Below are 15,941 nucleotides of genomic sequence, written 5' to 3'. Positions count from 1 at the left end.
GATAAGGCGCCCGTCAGGATTTCACCCACTCGCGCGGCATGAAACAATCGGATCGGCTCACCGGTAACGACAGCGAGCAGGAGACACACCACCATGCGCATCGGAGTTCTTACCGCAGGCGGCGACTGCCCCGGCCTGAACGCCGTCATCCGATCGGTGGTACACCGCGCAGTCGCACAGTACGACGACGAGGTCATCGGTTTCGAGGACGGCTTCCGGGGCCTGCTCGAGGGCCACTACCGCCCCCTCGACCTGGACGCCGTCGGCGGCATCCTGGCCCGCGGCGGCACGATCCTGGGATCGTCGCGGCTGGAGCGGGACCGCCTGCGCGAGGCCTGCGAGCGGGCCACCGACATGGCGGAGGAGTTCGGCATCGACGTGCTGATCCCGATCGGCGGCGAGGGCACGCTGACGGCGGCACGCATGCTGTCCGACGCCGGCCTGCCGGTCGTGGGCGTCCCGAAGACCATCGACAACGACATCTCCTCGACCGACCGCACGTTCGGCTTCGACACGGCGGTGGGCGTCGCCTCGGAGGCGATGGACCGGCTGAAGACCACCGCCGAGTCCCACCAGCGGGTGATGGTCGTCGAGGTGATGGGCCGGCACGCCGGATGGATCGCCCTGGAGTCCGGGATGGCGGCCGGTGCGCACGGCATCTGCCTGCCCGAGCGGCCCTTCGACCCCGCCGACCTGGTCAAGATGGTCGAGAAGCGGTTCGCCCGCGGCAAGAAGTTCGCCGTGGTGTGCGTGGCCGAGGGCGCACATCCCGCCGAGGGCACGATGGACTACGGCAAGGGCGAGATCGACCTGTACGGCCACGAGCGCTTCCAGGGCATCGGCACGGCACTGGCGTACGAGCTGGAGCGGCGGCTCGGCAAGGAGGCCAAGCCGGTCATCCTCGGGCACGTGCAGCGGGGCGGCACGCCGACGGCCTACGACCGCGTCCTCGCGACCCGGTTCGGCTGGCACGCCGTGGAGGCGGCGCACCAGGGCGAGTTCGGGAGGATGACGGCGCTGCGGGGGACGGACATCGTGATGGTGCCGCTCGCGGAGGCGGTCACCGAGCTGAAGACGGTGCCGAAGGACCGGATGGACGAGGCGGAGTCGGTTTTTTAAGGGGCGGGTTCGGTCGTAGGTGAACTGCGGGCCGTATGTGGCTGGTCGCGCAGTTCGCCGCGCCCCCTTGGGGCGCTTCTCTTACGGCGTTGGATCGTCGACCCGGCTCCAGAAGCGGGGCACTATCCCGGCCAGGAAGTCCTCGCCCATTTCCTTGGCGTCCTCCGCTGTCGTGGTCGTGTTGCCCCAGGCCAGGGTGGCTGTCATCTGGCCCTGGTAGTCCTCGTGCAATCCCCGCAGGACGTTCTCGATCAGGCGTTTGTCCAGGGGGACCACCTTGCTCACCGGGCGGACGTAGGCCTGCCAGCGGGTGGTGACCGCGCTGCGCAGCAGTTCGGCCAGTTTCTCCTCGCGGCCGGTGACGGTGATGTAGTCGGGCAGGGAGAGCTTGAGCAGGTCGGCGAGGGCGGCGGACTGGCGTTCCGTGCCCTGCCAGTGCCCGTCCTCCTCCATGGCCAGGTAGACGAGGAGTTCGAGGCCCAGGGTCAGCGCCACGTCCTCCGGTGCCAGCCCGCGGGCGACGCGATGCTCGCGCAGGGACCGCGGCCGGTCGATCAGCTCGCCCGGTGAGCACCACAACACGCCCGAGAGCGCTGTGAGTTCGGGACTGCTCGGGATCACCGCCCCGCGCTCCCAGGCGAGGACGAGATCGAGGGTGGCGTACGGCAGCCCGTACGAGGCCCGCAGGTGGTGGGCCACATGTTCGGGGCCCATGCCGAGAGCGGCACGGAGTCTGCGGGCGGCGGGGGCGTTGAAGGGGGGACCTGGCTGGTTCGGCAGAGCTGGAGGTCGGCGCACAGCGCACAAGGTAAGGGCGCGCGAGGGCACTGACTACGGTCCGTTCGGCCAGGAACACGGATTGTGGGAACGTACGGATTCGACCATACGGTCGACCTGTTCATCCCTTGACGGCGCCGCCCAGCGCGAACCCGCCGCCCAGCCGCCGTGCCACCAGGACGTACAGCAGGATCACCGGCGTCGAGTAGATGACGGAGAACGCGGCGAGCTGGCCGTAGGCGACCATGCCGCGGTTGCCGAAGAAGTCGTTGATGCTGACCGAGGCGGGCATCTGGTCCGGCGAGAGCAGCAGCATGAACGGGACGAAGAAGTTGCCCCACATCATCACGAAGGCGAAGACGGTGACGACGGCGAGCCCCGGCCCCATCAGCGGCAGCACGATCCGCACCAGCGACTGGAAGGGACTGGCGCCGTCCGTCCAGGCGGCCTCCTCCAGCTCCTTCGGCACGCCGTCCATGAAGTTCTTCATCAGCCAGATGGCGAAGGGGAGTTGGGAGGCGGCGAAGAACAGGATGGTGCCCTGCATGGTGTCGATGAGGTTGATCCGTACGAACAGCGCGTACACCGGCACCATGATCGCGGTGATCGGCAGGCTCGTCGCGAAGAGGATGGAGAGCAGGAACGGCCGGTTGAACCGGGAGCGGTAGCGGGAGAGCGGATAGGCGGCGAGGGCGGCGCAGACGACGGTGAGCGCGGTGGCGCCGCCGCACAGGATCAGGCTGTTGAGGAGCGGCGTGTAGGTGATGTCGGGGGTGAGGATCGCGTCGAAGTTGGCGAAGGTGAACCCGTCCGGGATCCGCACCCGGAGATCGGCGTGCGGGTCGACGGCGGAGAGCAGCACCCAGGCGAGCGGCAGCACGAAGGCGGCGGCCACGACGAGGAGTCCCAGGTCGGCGGCGAGGCGGCGGGAGCGCCGGCGATTGCGAGGCATCTTCCGGCTCACACCTCCGTGCGCAGCAGGCGCATGTAGACGACGGAGAAGAGCGAGCCGACCAGGAGAAGGAGCAGGGCGACGGCCGTCCCGTACCCGATCATGCTGTTCTGGAAGGCCTGTTCGTACATGAAGAGGGGCAGCGTCTGGCTCTTGTCCCCCGGGCCGCCCCTGGTCATCACCCAGATCAGCCCGAAGACGGAGAGCGTCTGGAGGGTGTTGAGCATCAGGTTCGTCCCGATGGACCGGCGGATCATCGGCAGCGTGATGTGCCACATCCGGCGCCAGCCCCCGGCGCCGTCGACCTCCGCCGACTCCTCGATCTCGTCCGGTATCTCGTCGAGGGCGGCGGAGTAGACGAGCATCGAGAAGGCGGTGCCCCGCCACACGTTGGCGAACGACACGGCCAGGATCGGCAGCGTGAACAGCCAGTTCTGGGACGGGAGATGGAGGAAGTCCAGGATCGCGTTGAGCGTCCCCTCCCGCCGGAAGAAGGCGTACAGCAGAAACCCGGCGACGACCTCCGGCAGCACCCACGCCGTGATCACGATCCCGCCGGTGAGCTTCCGCACCGGCTTCGACGCCCGCCGCATCAGCGCGGCGAGCGCCAGCCCCAGCGTGTTCTGCCCGACGAGCGCGGACACCACGGTGAAGACGAGGGTCAGCCAGACGGCGTTCAGGAAGGCGTCGTCGTGGAACGCCCGGCGGAAGTTCGCGAAGCCGACGAAGGAGGAGTGCGCCTGCCCGGTGAGCTGGAGGTCGGTGAAGGCGATCCATGCGCAGTAGACGATCGGCCCGCCCAGGAAGAGGAGGATCAGGACCAGGGCGGGGGTGAGCGGGAGAGTGCGGCCGATGCGACGGGTGATCACTGGGTGACCACTTGGTTGTCGGTGACGTCCTTGAGCGTCGAGTCGTAGGTACTCGCCGCCTTGTCGACCGACGCGTCACCGGTGGTCACGCTCTCCATGGCCTCCTGGACGGCGGTGGAGACCTTCGGGTAGGCCGTGTAGGCGGGCCGGTAGTGCGTGCTGGCGACGAGATCGGTGAAGAACTTGATGCCCGGCTGGGCGGACGTGTACGACGGATCGCTCGCGACGTCCTTCCGCACCGCGATCCCCGAGTTGGCGATGTACCACTTCTGGGCGTTCGCCTTGGTCTGCATGGTCTTGATGAAGTCGAAGGCGAGGTCGGGGTTGCCGGCCTTGGCGGGGACGGCCCAGGTCCAGCCGCCGGACATGCTCACCTTGCCGGGTGCCTGACCGTGCTGGGTCGGCATGTAGGCGAGGCCGAGCTGCTTGGACCAGTCGGACCACTCATGACCGCTGCCCTTGAGCCAGTCCTGGGGAAGCCAGGACCCGTCGAGGTTGATGCCCAGCTTGCCCTGGGGCATGAGTTCACCCCAGACGGTGTTCCGGTAGTTGGGGTCGAGCGCGTCGGAGACGTCCGGCCCCAGCTTGTCCTTGTACACGGTCTCGACGAAGGACAACGCGTCCTTGAACCCCTGGCTCCCGGCGATCCACTTCTTGCCGGTCTTGTCGTACAGGGGGTCGGCGGTCCCGTCGTTGGTGCCGTACAGCAGCATCTCGAAGCCCTGCATGCTGGCGGTCTCACCGGCGGCCTTGCCGGTGTAGACGTTGAGGGGCGTGACGCCGGGCACCTTGGCCTTGATGGTCCGGGCGGCGGCGAGCACGTCGTCCCAGTTCTTGGGCTGCCAGTCGGTGGGCAGCCCGGCTCTCTCGAACACCCGCTTGTCGAACCAGAGACCACGGGTGTCGGTGCCGTCCGGGACGCCGTACGTCTTCCCGTCCTCACCTTTGGCCGCCGACTTCGCGGTGTCGATGAACTGCCCCCAGTCCTTCCACTTGGCGAGGTAGGAGTCGAGGGGTTTCAGATATCCGCTGGTGATGTCCGAGTTGATGAGGAAGGTGTCCTCGTAGACGAGGTCGGGAGCGGTGCGCGGGGACCTCAGCATCTGCTGGAGCTTGGTGTAGTAGTCCGCGTCCGAGGCCTTGATGGGAACGAGCTCGACCTTCTTCCCCGGGTACTCCTTCTCGAACTGCTTCTTGATGTCCGCGAGATAGGTGTCCGTCACCTTCACGGAGTTGTCCATGGACTGCTTGAAAGAGATCTTCACGGTGTCGGGACTGCTCCCGGACCCGCTGCCGCACGCGGTGAGGGAAGCGGCGGCGGTGACGAGGGAGAGGGCAAGGATGCTGACGGCGGTGGGGCGCACGGGCACGACCTCCTCGGCGGCCACTGCACTGTGGCCTGGGGGTTCGTCTCTCTTGCCGTGCGAAGGTAAGTGGAGTGGTCTAGTCAGGTCAATGAGTGTGCGGGGGTTTGCTGGTTTGCTGGGACAGGGATGAGGCGAGGATGCCCCTATGTATTCCGTGGACCGCACAGGCAAGCTGGACGAGCAGGTTCGTGAGCGGCTGCTGGCGCCGAACTTCTGGCATCTCGCGACCGTCGGGCCGGACGGTACGCCGCAGGTGTCGCCCATGTGGGTCGACCTCGAGGGCGACCACGTCATGGTCAACACGGCGATCGGCCGCGTGAAGGAGGAGAACCTGCGGCGCAACCCCGGCGTCTCGCTCTCGCACCACGACCCGGACAACCCCTACGACCGGGTGGAGATCCGGGGCCGGGTGGTGCGGTTCGTGGAGGGGGAGGAGGCGGAGCGTTCCATGGACCGGCTGACCCGGAAGTACATCGGGGAGGACCGGTACCCGTGGCTGCTGCCCGGGGAGCGGCGGGTGATGCTGCTGATCGAGCCGGTGAAGGTACGGCGGGTGGTCGGGGTGGAGCCGTTCCGGCCGGGTGTGCTGGAGGGGGAGAACGGCTAGAGCAGGTGGTCGGCTCTGCCGGCCTTGATGTCCCGGATGAGGGTGCGGAGGGCTTCGCGGGTGTCGGTGAGGTAGGTGTCCTCCTGGCCGGCGACGGCTATGTAGGCGTTGCCTTGGGGGTCGGTGCCCAGGCGGAAGCAGTTGGCGCCCTCGCCGCAGAAGGGCTCTTCCCAGGTGATGTCCGGCACGGGGTGCTCCTAGAGGTCGTTGGCGAGGGTGCGGATGAAGTCGCGGGCCGCGTCGGCGTCGAGGGCCACGGCGGCGGCCGCGTCGAGTTGGGCCCGGTACTTGCCGAGCTGTGCCTCCGTGTCGAGGAACTCGGGACCGTGGGTGCTGTCCAGCTCGACGGTGTCGAGGCGGGGTACGGCGGCCTCGGCGTAGACGACGGACTGCCCGGCGCCGGGAAAGCCGCCGGCCTTGAACGGGATGACCCGGAGGGTGACGCTGTCGCCCTCGGACATGCGCAGCAGGTGGTCGAGCTGTCGTCGCGCCGCCTTCGGCCCGCCGAACTCCATGCGCAGGGCCGCCTCGTGGAGGATCACGTCGAGGGCGGGGGGCTCGGGACGGTCGAGAACCTGCTGCCGGTCCATGCGGTGGGCGGTGCGCAGGTCGATGTCGGCCGGGGCGAGGGGCGGGAAGACGGCGCCGAAGACCGCACGTGCGTGCTCCTCGGTCTGGAGGAGTCCGGGCATGTGCACAGTGACCGCTATGCGCAGCCGCCTGGCGTGCCACTCCAGTTCGGCGATGTCCAGGAAGCCGTCGCGTAGTTGCCCCCGGTACGTCTCCCACCAGCCCTTCTCGCGGCTGCCCGCCATGGCGGCGAGTGCGGTGACGAAGGCCTGGTCCGTGCAGCCGTAGTTGTCGGCGAGGGTACGCACGCGTTCGGGGCTGATGCCGGAGCGGCCGGACTCCATGTTGGGCACATTGGTGCGCGGGACGCCCAGCAGGCCTGCGGCGTACTCCGTGGTCATCCCGGCCGCGATCCGCATCCTGCGCAACTCCTCGCCGAGGCGGCGCTGGCGTTCCGTCGGTGTGTTTCTCGGCGGCATGTGGTCCCTCGCGGCTGGCTGTCGACGGGGCCAGTCTGCCTTGAGACGGGGGGTTGGTCCACCGACCGGTTCCGCCGAGAGTAGTACGTGTACTCCGGTGATGCTCTACAGTCGGTGACGAGTTGCTTACGGATCGGTGTCACCGGAAGTGCATCGCGCGAGCCTGCCCGGGTTCACGCGACAGGCCACCGGCGCTGTCGTGTGGGTGTCTCAAGTCCCGTCTGCTGAAGAGGAGTTACTCATGGCCACGCCCTGTCCCATCGTCACGGACGACGTCCCGGAGGTGTCGGCGCCCTCTCCGGACACGCTCGCCTACAGCTTCACGCTGCCTGCGGGCGCGGCCAGTTGCCGGGTCGCGCGGGCGGCCACTCGGGTCGTGCTGAAGGTGCACGGGCTGGAGGACATGACGGACGCGGCCGTACAGGTGGTGAGTGAACTGGCCGCGTGTGCCGGTCGATTCACGCCGGGGGAGGAGGTGTATCTGTCGCTGCGGTACCGGGAGGACGCGCTGCGGGTGATCCTCTACGACGGGCATCCTCGGCACCGTCACCCACGGGTCGCCGCGGCCTGCGAGGTGCGGAGGCGGGCCGCGCTGCGGGTGCTGGGGTGCGTGGTGCGGGCGTGTGAGGGGGAGTGGGGGTTCGGGGAGGGGCGGGAGCCCGGGGGCGGGACGCGGATGTGGGCGGTGTTGCCGGGGTGGGGGGCTGGGGGGTGGTGAGAGCGTTAGGCGAGTTGGGCGGCGTAGATGCGGGCTTGGGCGGCGTCGGCGGGGGCGTTGGCGCGAGTGTAGGCGTCGATGGCCTGGAGCCAGCAGGCGCGCGCGTCTGCTGGGCGGTGGGCGGTCTCGTGAGCGATGGCCAGGTTTTGGAAGGCTGTGCCGGCTCGGTACCAGTCCTCGAATTCCTCAAAGGCGCCCAATGCCTCAGCGTGGGCCTCGACCGCTTCCTCTGTGCGGCCCGCCTGTCGCAGGGCGAGGCCGAGGTTGTTCCACGCGGTGGCTTCGCGGTGGCGGTCGTCGGCGTCTTGGTACAGGTTGCGGGCACGGGTGTGGGCCTCGATCGCTTCCTCCGCGCGGCCCGTCTCCAGGAGGGCGAGGCCGAGGTTGTTCCAAGCGATGGCCTCGCTGTGGCGGTCGTGGGCGTCTTGGTACAGGTCGCGGGCACGAGTGTGGGCGTCAATCGCTTCCTCCGCGCGGCCCGTCTGCCGCAGGGCGAGGCCGAGGTTGTTCCAAGCGATGGCCTCGCTATGGCGGTCGTCGGCGTCTTGGCACAGGTCGCGGGCACGAGTGTGGGCGTCAATCGCTTCCTCCGCGCGGCCCGACTCCAGGAGGGCGAGGCCGAGGTTGTTCCACGTGCCGGCCACGCTGCGGCGGTCTGAGGCACCGTATGCGGCCTCCCGCGCCGCGGCGGCCACGGTGATCCAGTCATCGAAGTAACGCCGCCAGCCGAGATACTCGGACAGACAGTCGGCCAGCTGTACCGCCGCATCCGAGAACCGCTCCTCCCGTGCCCACCCGACCGCCGCTACCAGCCCCGCCCGCTCCCCGTCGAACCAGGCCAACGCCTCCCACCGATCACCGAACCGCTCCGGATTCGCCATCCCCGGCAGCCAACGCAACCGGTCATCCGCTGCGTCCGCCCACCGGTAGTAGAACTCCAACACCCGTGCCCGCGCCGCCTCCCCCTCCTCCCGCAATTCCATGTCCCCCGCCACCACACCGACTCCATATGCCCGCACCAAGTCATGCAACCGCCACCGCACCACCGAAGCCGCCCCCTCGCCGTCCCGGACCGGCGTGACGAGGTGTGTGGCGGCCAAGTCCTCCAGCAAGGACAGCACAGTCTCCTCGCCGAGGTCGGCCAGTGCGGCCACCGCCTCCGTGCCGGTTTCCGCACCCGGTGCGAGGGCGAGCAGCCGCAGCAACCGAGCCTGATCGGGGGGCAGTCGGCGATACGAGGTCTCCAGCACGGGCCGGAGGACCAGCGAACGGCCGTACTGATCCGTACCGTGACTGCCGTTGTCGAGGACGGTGGTCGGGTCCCCGGTCGCCTTGATCTCGGCGACCAGTGAGGCGATGCTCCGGTGCCGGCGTCGGCGCAGCATGGCGGCTGCGATCTGAAGGGCCAGGGGCAAGTGGCCGCACAGATCGGTCAGTTCGCGTAGGTCGTCCGGCTCGCGCGCCGGGCGTTCGTCCCGCTCGTCGGTGGCGTACAGTGCCCGGCTGACCAGGGCGACGGAGTCGTCCGGGTCGAGGGTCTCCAGGTCGATGAGGCGTATCGACAGGGCGTCGGGTCGGTCCCGGGAGGTGATCAGCACCCTGTGGTGGTCCGTGCCCGGCAGCAGCGGCAGGTACTGGGACGGATCCGAGGCGTTGTCCAGGATCAGCAGCATCCGGTCCTGCTGTTCGGCGAGGAGTCTGCGGTAGGCGTCGTACTGGCGTTCCGTGGTCGGCGGCAGGTACTGCCCCCGGACGCCGAGCGCGTCGAGGAGGGCCAGGACTGCCTGGTCCGCGGTGACCGGATCGGGGTCGTACCCGCGCAGATCCACGAAGAGCGTGCCGCCCGGGAACCACCCCTCCGCCCGCGCCCGATGTGCCGTCTCCACCGCCAGCGCGGTCTTGCCAATGCCACCCATGCCGGTGACGGCGAAGATGAGGACGGGGAGGGCGTCCCCGTCAGCATTTTCCGGGGCGAGGTGAGGGAGCAGGCGGTCCAGCTCCGCCGTCCGACCGGTGAAGCTCAACGGGCGTGGCGGCAGGGTGGCCGTCGCGTGGGGGACCGGGCCGTGGGTCGTGCCCTTGCCGCTACCGTCCGGTCTGCTTGCCGATGACGGGGCCGTGGAAGGTGCCGCCCCTGAAGTCGATGTGGTCGCCGCCGTACCGTCCTTGGGGATCCTCCTCGGAGTCGGAGGACTCCCGGGGCTGGTGCTTGCGCAGGACCGCCACCGCGACCGACGCGGCCCGTTCGGCGGCGAGGATCTGCGAGCCGGAGGCGTCTGCCGTGTGCTTGTCGGCGTTGGCGAGGTCGCTGATGCCCCGGATCACCAGGGTGTCCAACTGGCCGTTCAGGTGGGCCGCGTGCGCGGCGCCGGAGCCCTCCATCTCGATCGCGCAGGCGTCGTTGTAGTGGTGGCGGATGTGGGCGGCGAAGGCCGATCTGTCGTCGGCCAGGACGACATCGCCGACGGCGATCGGCTTGCGGTGCCCTCGTACGTCCGGCATGTCCCGCAGCGCGGAGCGTGCCGCCTGTACCAGCCGGTGCGAGCCGACCCACATCTCGGGGCGAGCCTGGAAGCCGTCCGGGGTCTGCTTGCCGCCGTGGATGGCGTACACCTTCGTGCCGACCACGACGTCACCGATCTCGATGTCGTCCTTGAGGCCGCCCGCGACGCCGACGAAGAGCACCGCCTCGGGGTCGAGCCAGTCGACGATCTGTGTGGTGAGCGAGGCGGCGGTCAGGGCACCCACGCCCAGTTCGGCGAGCGCCACGGTCCAGGCGGTGTCCGCGAGCCGGCCGAGTTCGGCCCGGGTGCCGTGCCTGGGGTGGACGATCTCCTCGGCGTCGACGAGATGGGCGCGCACGGCGTCGTACTCCTCCGGCAGGGCGGTGAGGATGACGGCTGCGGCGGTGGGACGCGGTCGCTTCGCGGGCATTCGTCCACGGTAGCGCCAAGTCTCCTGCCGGGCGGTCCCGTTGGCCCAGGCTGCGGATCAGACGGTGATGAGGCCGATGAAGGGCTGCTGCGGCAGCTCATGGACGGCGGCGCACAGCTTGGGTATGTGAGAACCGTCCGACGTCACCAGGCGCACCGGTGGCGTGCAGAGAGCGGCGGTGGCGACGACGACCGCGTCGACCAGACATTCGTGACCGTCCAGGCCCGTCGTGTCCAGGAGGAGGGCCGCGGTGCGCAGGACCGCCTCGTCGACCGGTTTGACGTCGAAGTGGGACAGCAGGAAAGCGAGGCGTCGGCCGGCCTGCCCTGAGCGCCGGACTTCCAGCGGGGTGAGGGCGGACAGCGCGACTCGGCGGCCGTTCAGCTCTGCCGCCTTGATCCGGGCGCGCATCCGCTCATCGCCGTCAACCTGGAGGGAGAGCCCCTGCGCGTCCAGGACCAGTGTCCCTCCCCCCTTGCCCAGAGTCTTGAGGCGCTTGCTTACCACTCGTCCTCCGCGTGCCGCAGGGCGTCGGCACCGATCGGGCCGAACTCCTGCTCGTCGGCCTCGGTGACCTCACGCAGCTTGGCCATGGCCAGCCACTGTTCCAGGGCCTCGGACACGACGGCTGAGAAGCCGGTCCTGCCGGTCCTGGCCTCGATTTCCTTTATCAACGACTGGGGGAGGGACACGGACCGTTTGCCGGCCCGTTCCGGCGTGGGAGAAACGGCATGACTGCTCACTCATAAAACGTAACACCAGTGGTAGGAAAAAACGAGTGAGGCGGAGAATGTCCAGGTCGGAGGCGGTATGGTCGTCCCGGCGTAAGTCGGTGCGTCGGGTGGGGAGAGCCGTATGCCGGAGCAAGGGGTCACCGTCGGGCAGTTGCTGCTCGCCGAGTACCAGACGATCAAGGACGAGCAGAAGGCGCGCATCGGGTTCCGGGACAACCTGCTGTACGTGACGCTCGCGGTGGTCGCGGCCGTCATCGCGGCGGCCGCGCAGGCCAAGCAGGCGTCGATGCTGCTGGCGCTGCCGCCGGTGTGTGTGGTGCTCGGGTGGACGTACCTGGTCAACGACGAGAAGATCTCCGCGATCGGGCTCTACGTGCGGGATGAGCTGGGGCCCCGACTCGCCCAACTGGCCCCCGAGGGTGGGGATTTCAGCACCTTCGGCTGGGAGGCGTACCACCGGACCGACGTCCGGCGGCGGACCCGCAAGACGATCCAGGCCGTGATCGATCTGACGGCGTTCTGCGCGGTGCCGCTGGCCGCGCTGGTGGTGTTCTGGGCCGGCGGGGACGGCGGTGGGTTGCTGGTCGGGCTGTCGGTGGTGGAGGCGCTCGCGGTGGTGGGGCTCGGGGTGCAGGTTCTGCTGTACATGAGGCCGGCGAGAGCAGTACGGAGTGCGGGCTGACGCCGTACCGTTGATGCCCACGCATCAGGGGCATCGGGGGACGGAACGGCGCATGAGAGCGGCTTTGTCGGCTTTGCTGGCGGCCCTGGCCGAGGGCGCGGGAGGGGATGCCGGGCTGGCGCTGGCCGAAGCGGCGGACGGTTCGGGGCGGCCGGAGGCGTTACGGGACTGGGGTGACCGGGTCGCGGAGCTGGGCCGCCGAACTCGACGCCCCTACCGCCCCCGCCCCCACCGATAAACCAACTCCGGCCTCCCCACCTGCCCGTACAACGGACTCCGGCCCGCCGTCCCCGCCTCCACCAGGTGCTCCAGATAGCGCCGAGCCGTGATCCGCGAAATCCCCACGCTCTCCGCCAGCGCCGCCGCGGTCAGCCCCTCCTCCGACTCCCGCAACGCGACCGTCACCCGCTCCAGCGTCGGCGCGCTCAGCCCCTTCGGCAGTGCCGCGGGCGACGGTGCCCGCAACGCGCCCAGCGCCCGGTCCACCTCGTCCTGGCCGCTCGCCTCGCCCACCGCCGCCCGGAACTCGGCGTACCGGGTCAGCCGGTCCCGCAGCGTCGCGAAGGTGAACGGCTTCAGTACGTACTGGACGACACCCAGCGAGACGCCCTCCCGCACCACGGCCAGGTCCCGCGCCGACGTCACCGCTATGACGTCGGCCTGATGGCCGGCCGCCCGCAGCGAGCGGGCGAACTGCAGGCCGTGCACGTCCGGCAGGTGCAGGTCCAGGAGCAGCAGATCGACGGCCGTACGGTCCATGATCCGCCGTGCCTCGGCCCCCGTGTGCGCCTTCCCCACCGCCACGAACCCCGGCACCCGGCCCACGTACATGACATGCGCGTCCGCGGCCACCGGATCGTCCTCGACGACCAGGACTCTGATCGGCTCCCCGGTCATCGGGCCTCGCCCCCCGCCAGCGACGCCCGCAACGGCAACCGCACCTCGAACACCGCCCCGCCCTCCGGCGCCTCCGTCACGGTCAGGGTGCCCTCCAGACGTGTCACCGCCTGCCGGACCAGTGCCAGCCCCAGCCCCCGGCCGCCCGGTCCCGCCGGCTTCGTCGAGAAGCCGCGCTGGAAGACCAGTTCCGCATGCGCGGGGTCCACCCCCGCACCCGTGTCCGCCACCCTCATCACCAGCTCGGCTTCCTCCGCGAAGGCGGTCACTGTCACACGCGCCCGGACCGTCCCCTGGGCCGCGTCCACCGCGTTGTCGATCAGGTTGCCGAGGACGGTGACCAGATCGCGCGCCGACAGGCTCTCCGGTAGCAAACCGTCATCCAGCCGGCTCTCGTCCGAGACCACCAGCTCCACGCCCCGCTCGTTCGCCTGGGCCGTCTTGCCCAGCAGCAGCGCGGCGAGGACCGGTTCGCTGACCGCCGCCACCACCTGGTCGGTCAGCGCCTGCGCCAGCTCCAGCTCCGCCGTCGCGAAGTCCACCGCCTCCGCAGCCCTCCCCAGCTCGATGAGCGAGACCACCGTGTGCAGTCGGTTCGCCGCCTCGTGCGCCTGCGAGCGCAGTGCCTGCGTGAAGCCCCGCTCCGAGTCCAACTCGCCTGTCAGGGCCTGGAGTTCGGTGACGTCCCGGAGGGTGACCACCGTGCCGCGGCGCTCACCGCCCGACACCGGCGAGGTGTTCACCACCAGCACCCGGTCCGCCGTCAGATGCACCTCGTCCACCCGGGGCTCCGAGGCCAGCAGCGCGCCGGTCAGCGGTGCCGGCAGGCCCAGGTCCGCCACCGAGCGGCCCACGACCTGCCCCTCCGGGCCCACCCCCAGCAGCTCCCGGCCCCCGTCGTTGATCAGCGCCACCCGGAACTGGCCGTCCAGCATCAGCAGGCCTTCCCGGACCGCGTGCAGCGCCGCCTGGTGGTAGTCGTGCATCCGGCTCAGCTCGGCCGCGTTCATGCCGTGCGTGTGACGTCGTAGGCGGGCGTTGACGACGTAGGTGCCGAGCGCGCCCAGCAGCAGCGCGCCGGCCGCGGTCCCCAGCAGGGCCGTGACCTGCTCCTGGACCCGCTTGCTGATCGCCTCCACCTTGATGCCGGCGCTCACCAGGCCGATCACACGGCCGTTCTCCAGGACCGGCGTCACCGTGCGTACCGACGCGCCGAGCGTGCCCTTGTACGTCTCGCTGTAGGTGTGGCCGTGCTGGGCCGCCTCGATATGGCCCAGGTAGTGCTTGCCGATCTCGTTCTTGTCGGGGTGGGTCCAGCGGATGCCGTCCGGGGTCATGATCGTGATGAAGTCGACCTCGGTGTCCCGCATGACCTGGAGGGCGTACGGCTGCAGCAGGGCGCTCGGATCGGACGTGTGGATCGCCGAACGCACCGAGGGCGCGTCCGCCACCGACCCTGCCACCGCCGTCGCCTGCCGGGCCGCCGCCTCCTGCGCCTGGTGGCGGTCGTTCACGTAGGTGAACAGTGCGTACCCGGCGACCAGCACCGCTATCAGCACGGCCTGCATGGCGAACAGCTGGCCGGCCAGGCTGCGGGGGCGGGGGAGGGACGGGAGGCGCATGGCAGCAGTGTGCCTCTCGGGTGAAGCGTGAACGAAATGAACGGAAGGGTGACCGGGCTCACAGACCAGGAGATAGTCACGGCAACCCCCATATCCCCCGGACGTGAGCCGCACGCCGGTGATACCGACGAAGACGTCAAGGAGGGCAGCCGTGGCCGCCGCAAGCTCCCCCAGTACGGCACCTGCCGCTCCCGCTGTGAAGCGGGACCGTACCCATTACCTGTACATCGCCGTGATCATCGCGGTGGGGCTCGGTATCGCCGTGGGGCTCATCTGGCCCGACGCCGGCGTCGAGCTCAAGCCCCTCGGTACCGGATTCGTCAACCTGATCAAGATGATGATCTCGCCGATCATCTTCTGCACGATCGTGCTCGGGATCGGGTCCGTACGGAAGGCCGCCAAGGTCGGTGCCGTGGGCGGTATCGCGCTCGGCTACTTCACCGTGATGTCGCTGGTCGCGCTCACCATCGGCCTGGTCGTCGGCAACATCCTGCACCCCGGTGACGGGCTGCACATCACCAACGCCCTGAAGGCCACCGGACACGCCCAGGTGGACTCCGAGGCGCTCGGCGGCGTCGACTTCGTACTGTCGATCATTCCGACCACCTTCGTCTCCGCCTTCACCGAGGGCCAGGTGCTGCAGACGCTGCTGATCGCGCTGCTCGCCGGGTTCGCGCTGCAGGCCATGGGGTCGGCCGGGCAGCCGGTGCTGCGGGGCGTCGAGCACATCCAGCGGCTCGTCTTCCGCATCCTGGGCATGATCATGTGGGCCGCGCCGATCGGTGCGTTCGGTGCCATCGCGGCCGTCGTGGGGTCCGCCGGGCTCGACGCGCTCAAGAGCCTCGCCGTGCTGATGCTCGGCTTCTACATCACCTGTGTGCTGTTCGTCTTCGTGGTGCTGGGCGCGATGCTCCGGGCGATCGCCGGGCTGAACATCTTCACCCTGTTCAAATACCTCGCCCGCGAGTTCCTGCTGATCCTGTCCACCTCCTCCTCCGAGTCCGCGCTGCCGCGGCTCATCGCGAAGATGGAGCACCTGGGGATCAGCAAGCCGGTCGTCGGTATCACCGTTCCGACGGGGTACTCCTTCAACCTCGACGGCACGATGATCTACATGACCATGGCGTCGCTGTACATCGCCGACGCCCTCGGTACGCCGATGTCGATCGGTGAGCAGATCCCGCTGCTGCTCTTCCTGCTGCTGGCCTCGAAGGGCGCGGCGGGCGTCAGCGGCGCCGGTCTGGCCACGCTGGCCGGTGGTCTGCAGTCGCACAAGCCCGCGCTGGTGGACGGCGTCGGTCTGATCGTCGGCATCGACCGGTTCATGAGCGAGGCCCGCGCGCTGACGAACTTCGCCGGCAACGCGGTCGCCACGGTGCTGATCGGCACGTGGACCAAGGAGATCGACAAGGGCCGCGTGCAGCAGGTGCTCGCGGGTGAGCTGCCGTTCGACGAGAAGACGCTGCTGGACGACGGGGAGCCGGGTACGCCCGAGGTTCCTGAGCAGCGGGAGGAGTTGGCGAAGGCCTGAGCGTCTGCCGAGCCGCTGTGGATGCGCGGGTGCCGGTCGCCTGTGGCTGGTCGCGCCCACGCGGCGGAGTCCGCACATCGATA

The 15,941-nt window shown here is 69.4% G+C and carries 18 protein-coding genes; 6 read left to right on the top strand and 12 right to left on the bottom strand.

What is annotated here, in order from left to right; all coding sequences use genetic code 11:
* Positions 1 to 93: 93 nt before the first annotated feature.
* On the top strand, positions 94 to 1,119 hold the full coding sequence (locus tag ACGFZQ_RS20025; RefSeq protein ID WP_393841465.1) for an ATP-dependent 6-phosphofructokinase: 1,026 nt from the start codon (positions 94 to 96) through the stop codon (positions 1,117 to 1,119).
* Between the two features lie 81 nt (positions 1,120 to 1,200).
* Here the strand turns inward: ACGFZQ_RS20025 and ACGFZQ_RS20020 are convergent, their stop codons facing one another.
* The 4 genes from ACGFZQ_RS20020 to ACGFZQ_RS20005 form a co-directional block, all read right to left on the bottom strand.
* On the bottom strand, positions 1,201 to 1,917 hold the full coding sequence (locus tag ACGFZQ_RS20020; RefSeq protein WP_393841464.1) for an XRE family transcriptional regulator: 717 nt from the start codon (positions 1,915 to 1,917) through the stop codon (positions 1,201 to 1,203).
* A gap of 100 nt (positions 1,918 to 2,017) precedes the next feature.
* On the bottom strand, positions 2,018 to 2,848 hold the full coding sequence (locus tag ACGFZQ_RS20015) for a carbohydrate ABC transporter permease (RefSeq protein ID WP_393841463.1): 831 nt from the start codon (positions 2,846 to 2,848) through the stop codon (positions 2,018 to 2,020).
* A gap of 8 nt (positions 2,849 to 2,856) precedes the next feature.
* A complete protein-coding gene (locus ACGFZQ_RS20010; RefSeq protein ID WP_393841462.1) occupies positions 2,857 to 3,717 on the bottom strand; it encodes a carbohydrate ABC transporter permease in 861 nt (286 codons plus the stop codon).
* A complete protein-coding gene (locus ACGFZQ_RS20005; protein ID WP_393841461.1) occupies positions 3,714 to 5,087 on the bottom strand; it encodes an extracellular solute-binding protein in 1,374 nt (457 codons plus the stop codon). Before ACGFZQ_RS20005 ends, ACGFZQ_RS20010 begins: the two co-directional genes overlap by 4 nt.
* Positions 5,088 to 5,229: 142 nt before the next feature.
* Here ACGFZQ_RS20005 and ACGFZQ_RS20000 point away from each other — a divergent pair, with 142 nt between their 5' ends.
* Entirely contained in the window at positions 5,230 to 5,691 is a 462-nt protein-coding gene (locus ACGFZQ_RS20000) for a PPOX class F420-dependent oxidoreductase (protein ID WP_393841460.1), read from the top strand.
* Here ACGFZQ_RS20000 and ACGFZQ_RS19995 read toward each other — a convergent pair.
* Complete coding sequence (locus tag ACGFZQ_RS19995) at positions 5,688 to 5,879, bottom strand: hypothetical protein (protein WP_217554459.1); 192 nt, start codon at positions 5,877 to 5,879, stop codon at positions 5,688 to 5,690. The genes ACGFZQ_RS20000 and ACGFZQ_RS19995 overlap by 4 nt on opposite strands.
* A gap of 9 nt (positions 5,880 to 5,888) precedes the next feature.
* On the bottom strand, positions 5,889 to 6,740 hold the full coding sequence (locus tag ACGFZQ_RS19990) for a helix-turn-helix domain-containing protein (protein WP_393841459.1): 852 nt from the start codon (positions 6,738 to 6,740) through the stop codon (positions 5,889 to 5,891).
* Between the two features lie 241 nt (positions 6,741 to 6,981).
* Here ACGFZQ_RS19990 and ACGFZQ_RS19985 point away from each other — a divergent pair, with 241 nt between their 5' ends.
* Positions 6,982 to 7,458, top strand: a complete 477-nt coding sequence (locus ACGFZQ_RS19985) for an ATP-binding protein (protein WP_393841458.1) — start codon at positions 6,982 to 6,984, stop codon at positions 7,456 to 7,458.
* A gap of 5 nt (positions 7,459 to 7,463) precedes the next feature.
* Here ACGFZQ_RS19985 and ACGFZQ_RS19980 read toward each other — a convergent pair whose 3' ends face one another.
* The 4 genes from ACGFZQ_RS19980 to ACGFZQ_RS19965 all read right to left on the bottom strand — a co-directional run bounded on the left by ACGFZQ_RS19980 (position 7,464) and on the right by ACGFZQ_RS19965 (position 11,135).
* Positions 7,464 to 9,482, bottom strand: coding sequence for a tetratricopeptide repeat protein (locus ACGFZQ_RS19980; protein WP_393841457.1), 2,019 nt, complete (start codon positions 9,480 to 9,482; stop codon positions 7,464 to 7,466).
* Between the two features lie 61 nt (positions 9,483 to 9,543).
* Complete coding sequence (locus tag ACGFZQ_RS19975) at positions 9,544 to 10,392, bottom strand: 5'-methylthioadenosine/S-adenosylhomocysteine nucleosidase (protein WP_393841456.1); 849 nt, start codon at positions 10,390 to 10,392, stop codon at positions 9,544 to 9,546.
* A 57-nt stretch (positions 10,393 to 10,449) separates the two neighbouring features.
* Positions 10,450 to 10,899: a DNA-binding protein gene (locus ACGFZQ_RS19970; protein WP_393841455.1), complete on the bottom strand. Its 450-nt coding sequence runs from the start codon at positions 10,897 to 10,899 to the stop codon at positions 10,450 to 10,452.
* Positions 10,893 to 11,135 carry a hypothetical protein gene (locus ACGFZQ_RS19965; protein ID WP_393841454.1) on the bottom strand — a complete coding sequence of 81 codons (243 nt, stop codon included), beginning with the start codon at positions 11,133 to 11,135 and terminating at the stop codon, positions 10,893 to 10,895. The genes ACGFZQ_RS19970 and ACGFZQ_RS19965 overlap by 7 nt, the downstream gene beginning before the upstream one ends.
* Positions 11,136 to 11,247: 112 nt before the next feature.
* On the opposite strand from ACGFZQ_RS19965, the gene ACGFZQ_RS19960 reads away from it, so the two are divergent.
* Both ACGFZQ_RS19960 and ACGFZQ_RS19955 read left to right on the top strand, forming a co-directional pair.
* Positions 11,248 to 11,808 carry a hypothetical protein gene (locus ACGFZQ_RS19960; protein WP_393841453.1) on the top strand — a complete coding sequence of 187 codons (561 nt, stop codon included), beginning with the start codon at positions 11,248 to 11,250 and terminating at the stop codon, positions 11,806 to 11,808.
* A 52-nt stretch (positions 11,809 to 11,860) separates the two neighbouring features.
* Entirely contained in the window at positions 11,861 to 12,046 is a 186-nt protein-coding gene (locus tag ACGFZQ_RS19955) for a hypothetical protein (RefSeq protein ID WP_393841452.1), read from the top strand.
* Here the strand turns inward: ACGFZQ_RS19955 and ACGFZQ_RS19950 are convergent.
* Together ACGFZQ_RS19950 and ACGFZQ_RS19945 are read right to left on the bottom strand one after the other, a co-directional pair.
* A complete protein-coding gene (locus tag ACGFZQ_RS19950; protein WP_393841451.1) occupies positions 12,022 to 12,705 on the bottom strand; it encodes a response regulator in 684 nt (227 codons plus the stop codon). The genes ACGFZQ_RS19955 and ACGFZQ_RS19950 overlap by 25 nt on opposite strands.
* Positions 12,702 to 14,327 (bottom strand): ATP-binding protein, encoded by a 1,626-nt coding sequence (locus ACGFZQ_RS19945; RefSeq protein ID WP_393841450.1) that lies wholly within the window; start codon positions 14,325 to 14,327, stop codon positions 12,702 to 12,704. The genes ACGFZQ_RS19950 and ACGFZQ_RS19945 overlap by 4 nt, the downstream gene beginning before the upstream one ends.
* Before the next feature lie 151 nt (positions 14,328 to 14,478).
* Between ACGFZQ_RS19945 and ACGFZQ_RS19940 the strand changes: the two genes are divergently transcribed.
* The gene (locus tag ACGFZQ_RS19940; protein ID WP_393841449.1) at positions 14,479 to 15,858 is read left to right on the top strand and encodes a cation:dicarboxylate symporter family transporter; all 1,380 of its coding nucleotides are present in this window, start codon (positions 14,479 to 14,481) and stop codon (positions 15,856 to 15,858) included.
* Positions 15,859 to 15,941: the final 83 nt, after the last annotated feature.

The organism is Streptomyces sp. NPDC048254, from assembly GCF_043201895.1.
In the GTDB taxonomy this organism is placed as follows: domain Bacteria; phylum Actinomycetota; class Actinomycetes; order Streptomycetales; family Streptomycetaceae; genus Streptomyces.
Note: the sequence above shows the minus strand (reverse complement) of the source record. Positions and strands in the feature narration are given on the sequence as shown.

Bases quoted from the DNA above. Each gene is read 5' to 3' on its own strand.
- ACGFZQ_RS19960 (WP_393841453.1), top strand. From the start codon at position 11,248: ATGCCGGAGCAAGGGGTCACCGTCGGGCAGTTGCTGCTCGCCGAGTAC.
- ACGFZQ_RS20015 (WP_393841463.1), bottom strand. From the start codon at position 2,848: ATGCCTCGCAATCGCCGGCGCTCCCGCCGCCTCGCCGCCGACCTGGGA.
- ACGFZQ_RS20000 (WP_393841460.1), top strand. From the start codon at position 5,230: ATGTATTCCGTGGACCGCACAGGCAAGCTGGACGAGCAGGTTCGTGAG.
- ACGFZQ_RS19975 (WP_393841456.1), bottom strand. From the start codon at position 10,392: ATGCCCGCGAAGCGACCGCGTCCCACCGCCGCAGCCGTCATCCTCACC.
- ACGFZQ_RS20025 (WP_393841465.1), top strand. From the start codon at position 94: ATGCGCATCGGAGTTCTTACCGCAGGCGGCGACTGCCCCGGCCTGAAC.
- ACGFZQ_RS19950 (WP_393841451.1), bottom strand. From the start codon at position 12,705: ATGACCGGGGAGCCGATCAGAGTCCTGGTCGTCGAGGACGATCCGGTG.
- ACGFZQ_RS19955 (WP_393841452.1), top strand. From the start codon at position 11,861: ATGAGAGCGGCTTTGTCGGCTTTGCTGGCGGCCCTGGCCGAGGGCGCG.
- ACGFZQ_RS19990 (WP_393841459.1), bottom strand. From the start codon at position 6,740: ATGCCGCCGAGAAACACACCGACGGAACGCCAGCGCCGCCTCGGCGAG.
- ACGFZQ_RS19985 (WP_393841458.1), top strand. From the start codon at position 6,982: ATGGCCACGCCCTGTCCCATCGTCACGGACGACGTCCCGGAGGTGTCG.
- ACGFZQ_RS19945 (WP_393841450.1), bottom strand. From the start codon at position 14,327: ATGCGCCTCCCGTCCCTCCCCCGCCCCCGCAGCCTGGCCGGCCAGCTG.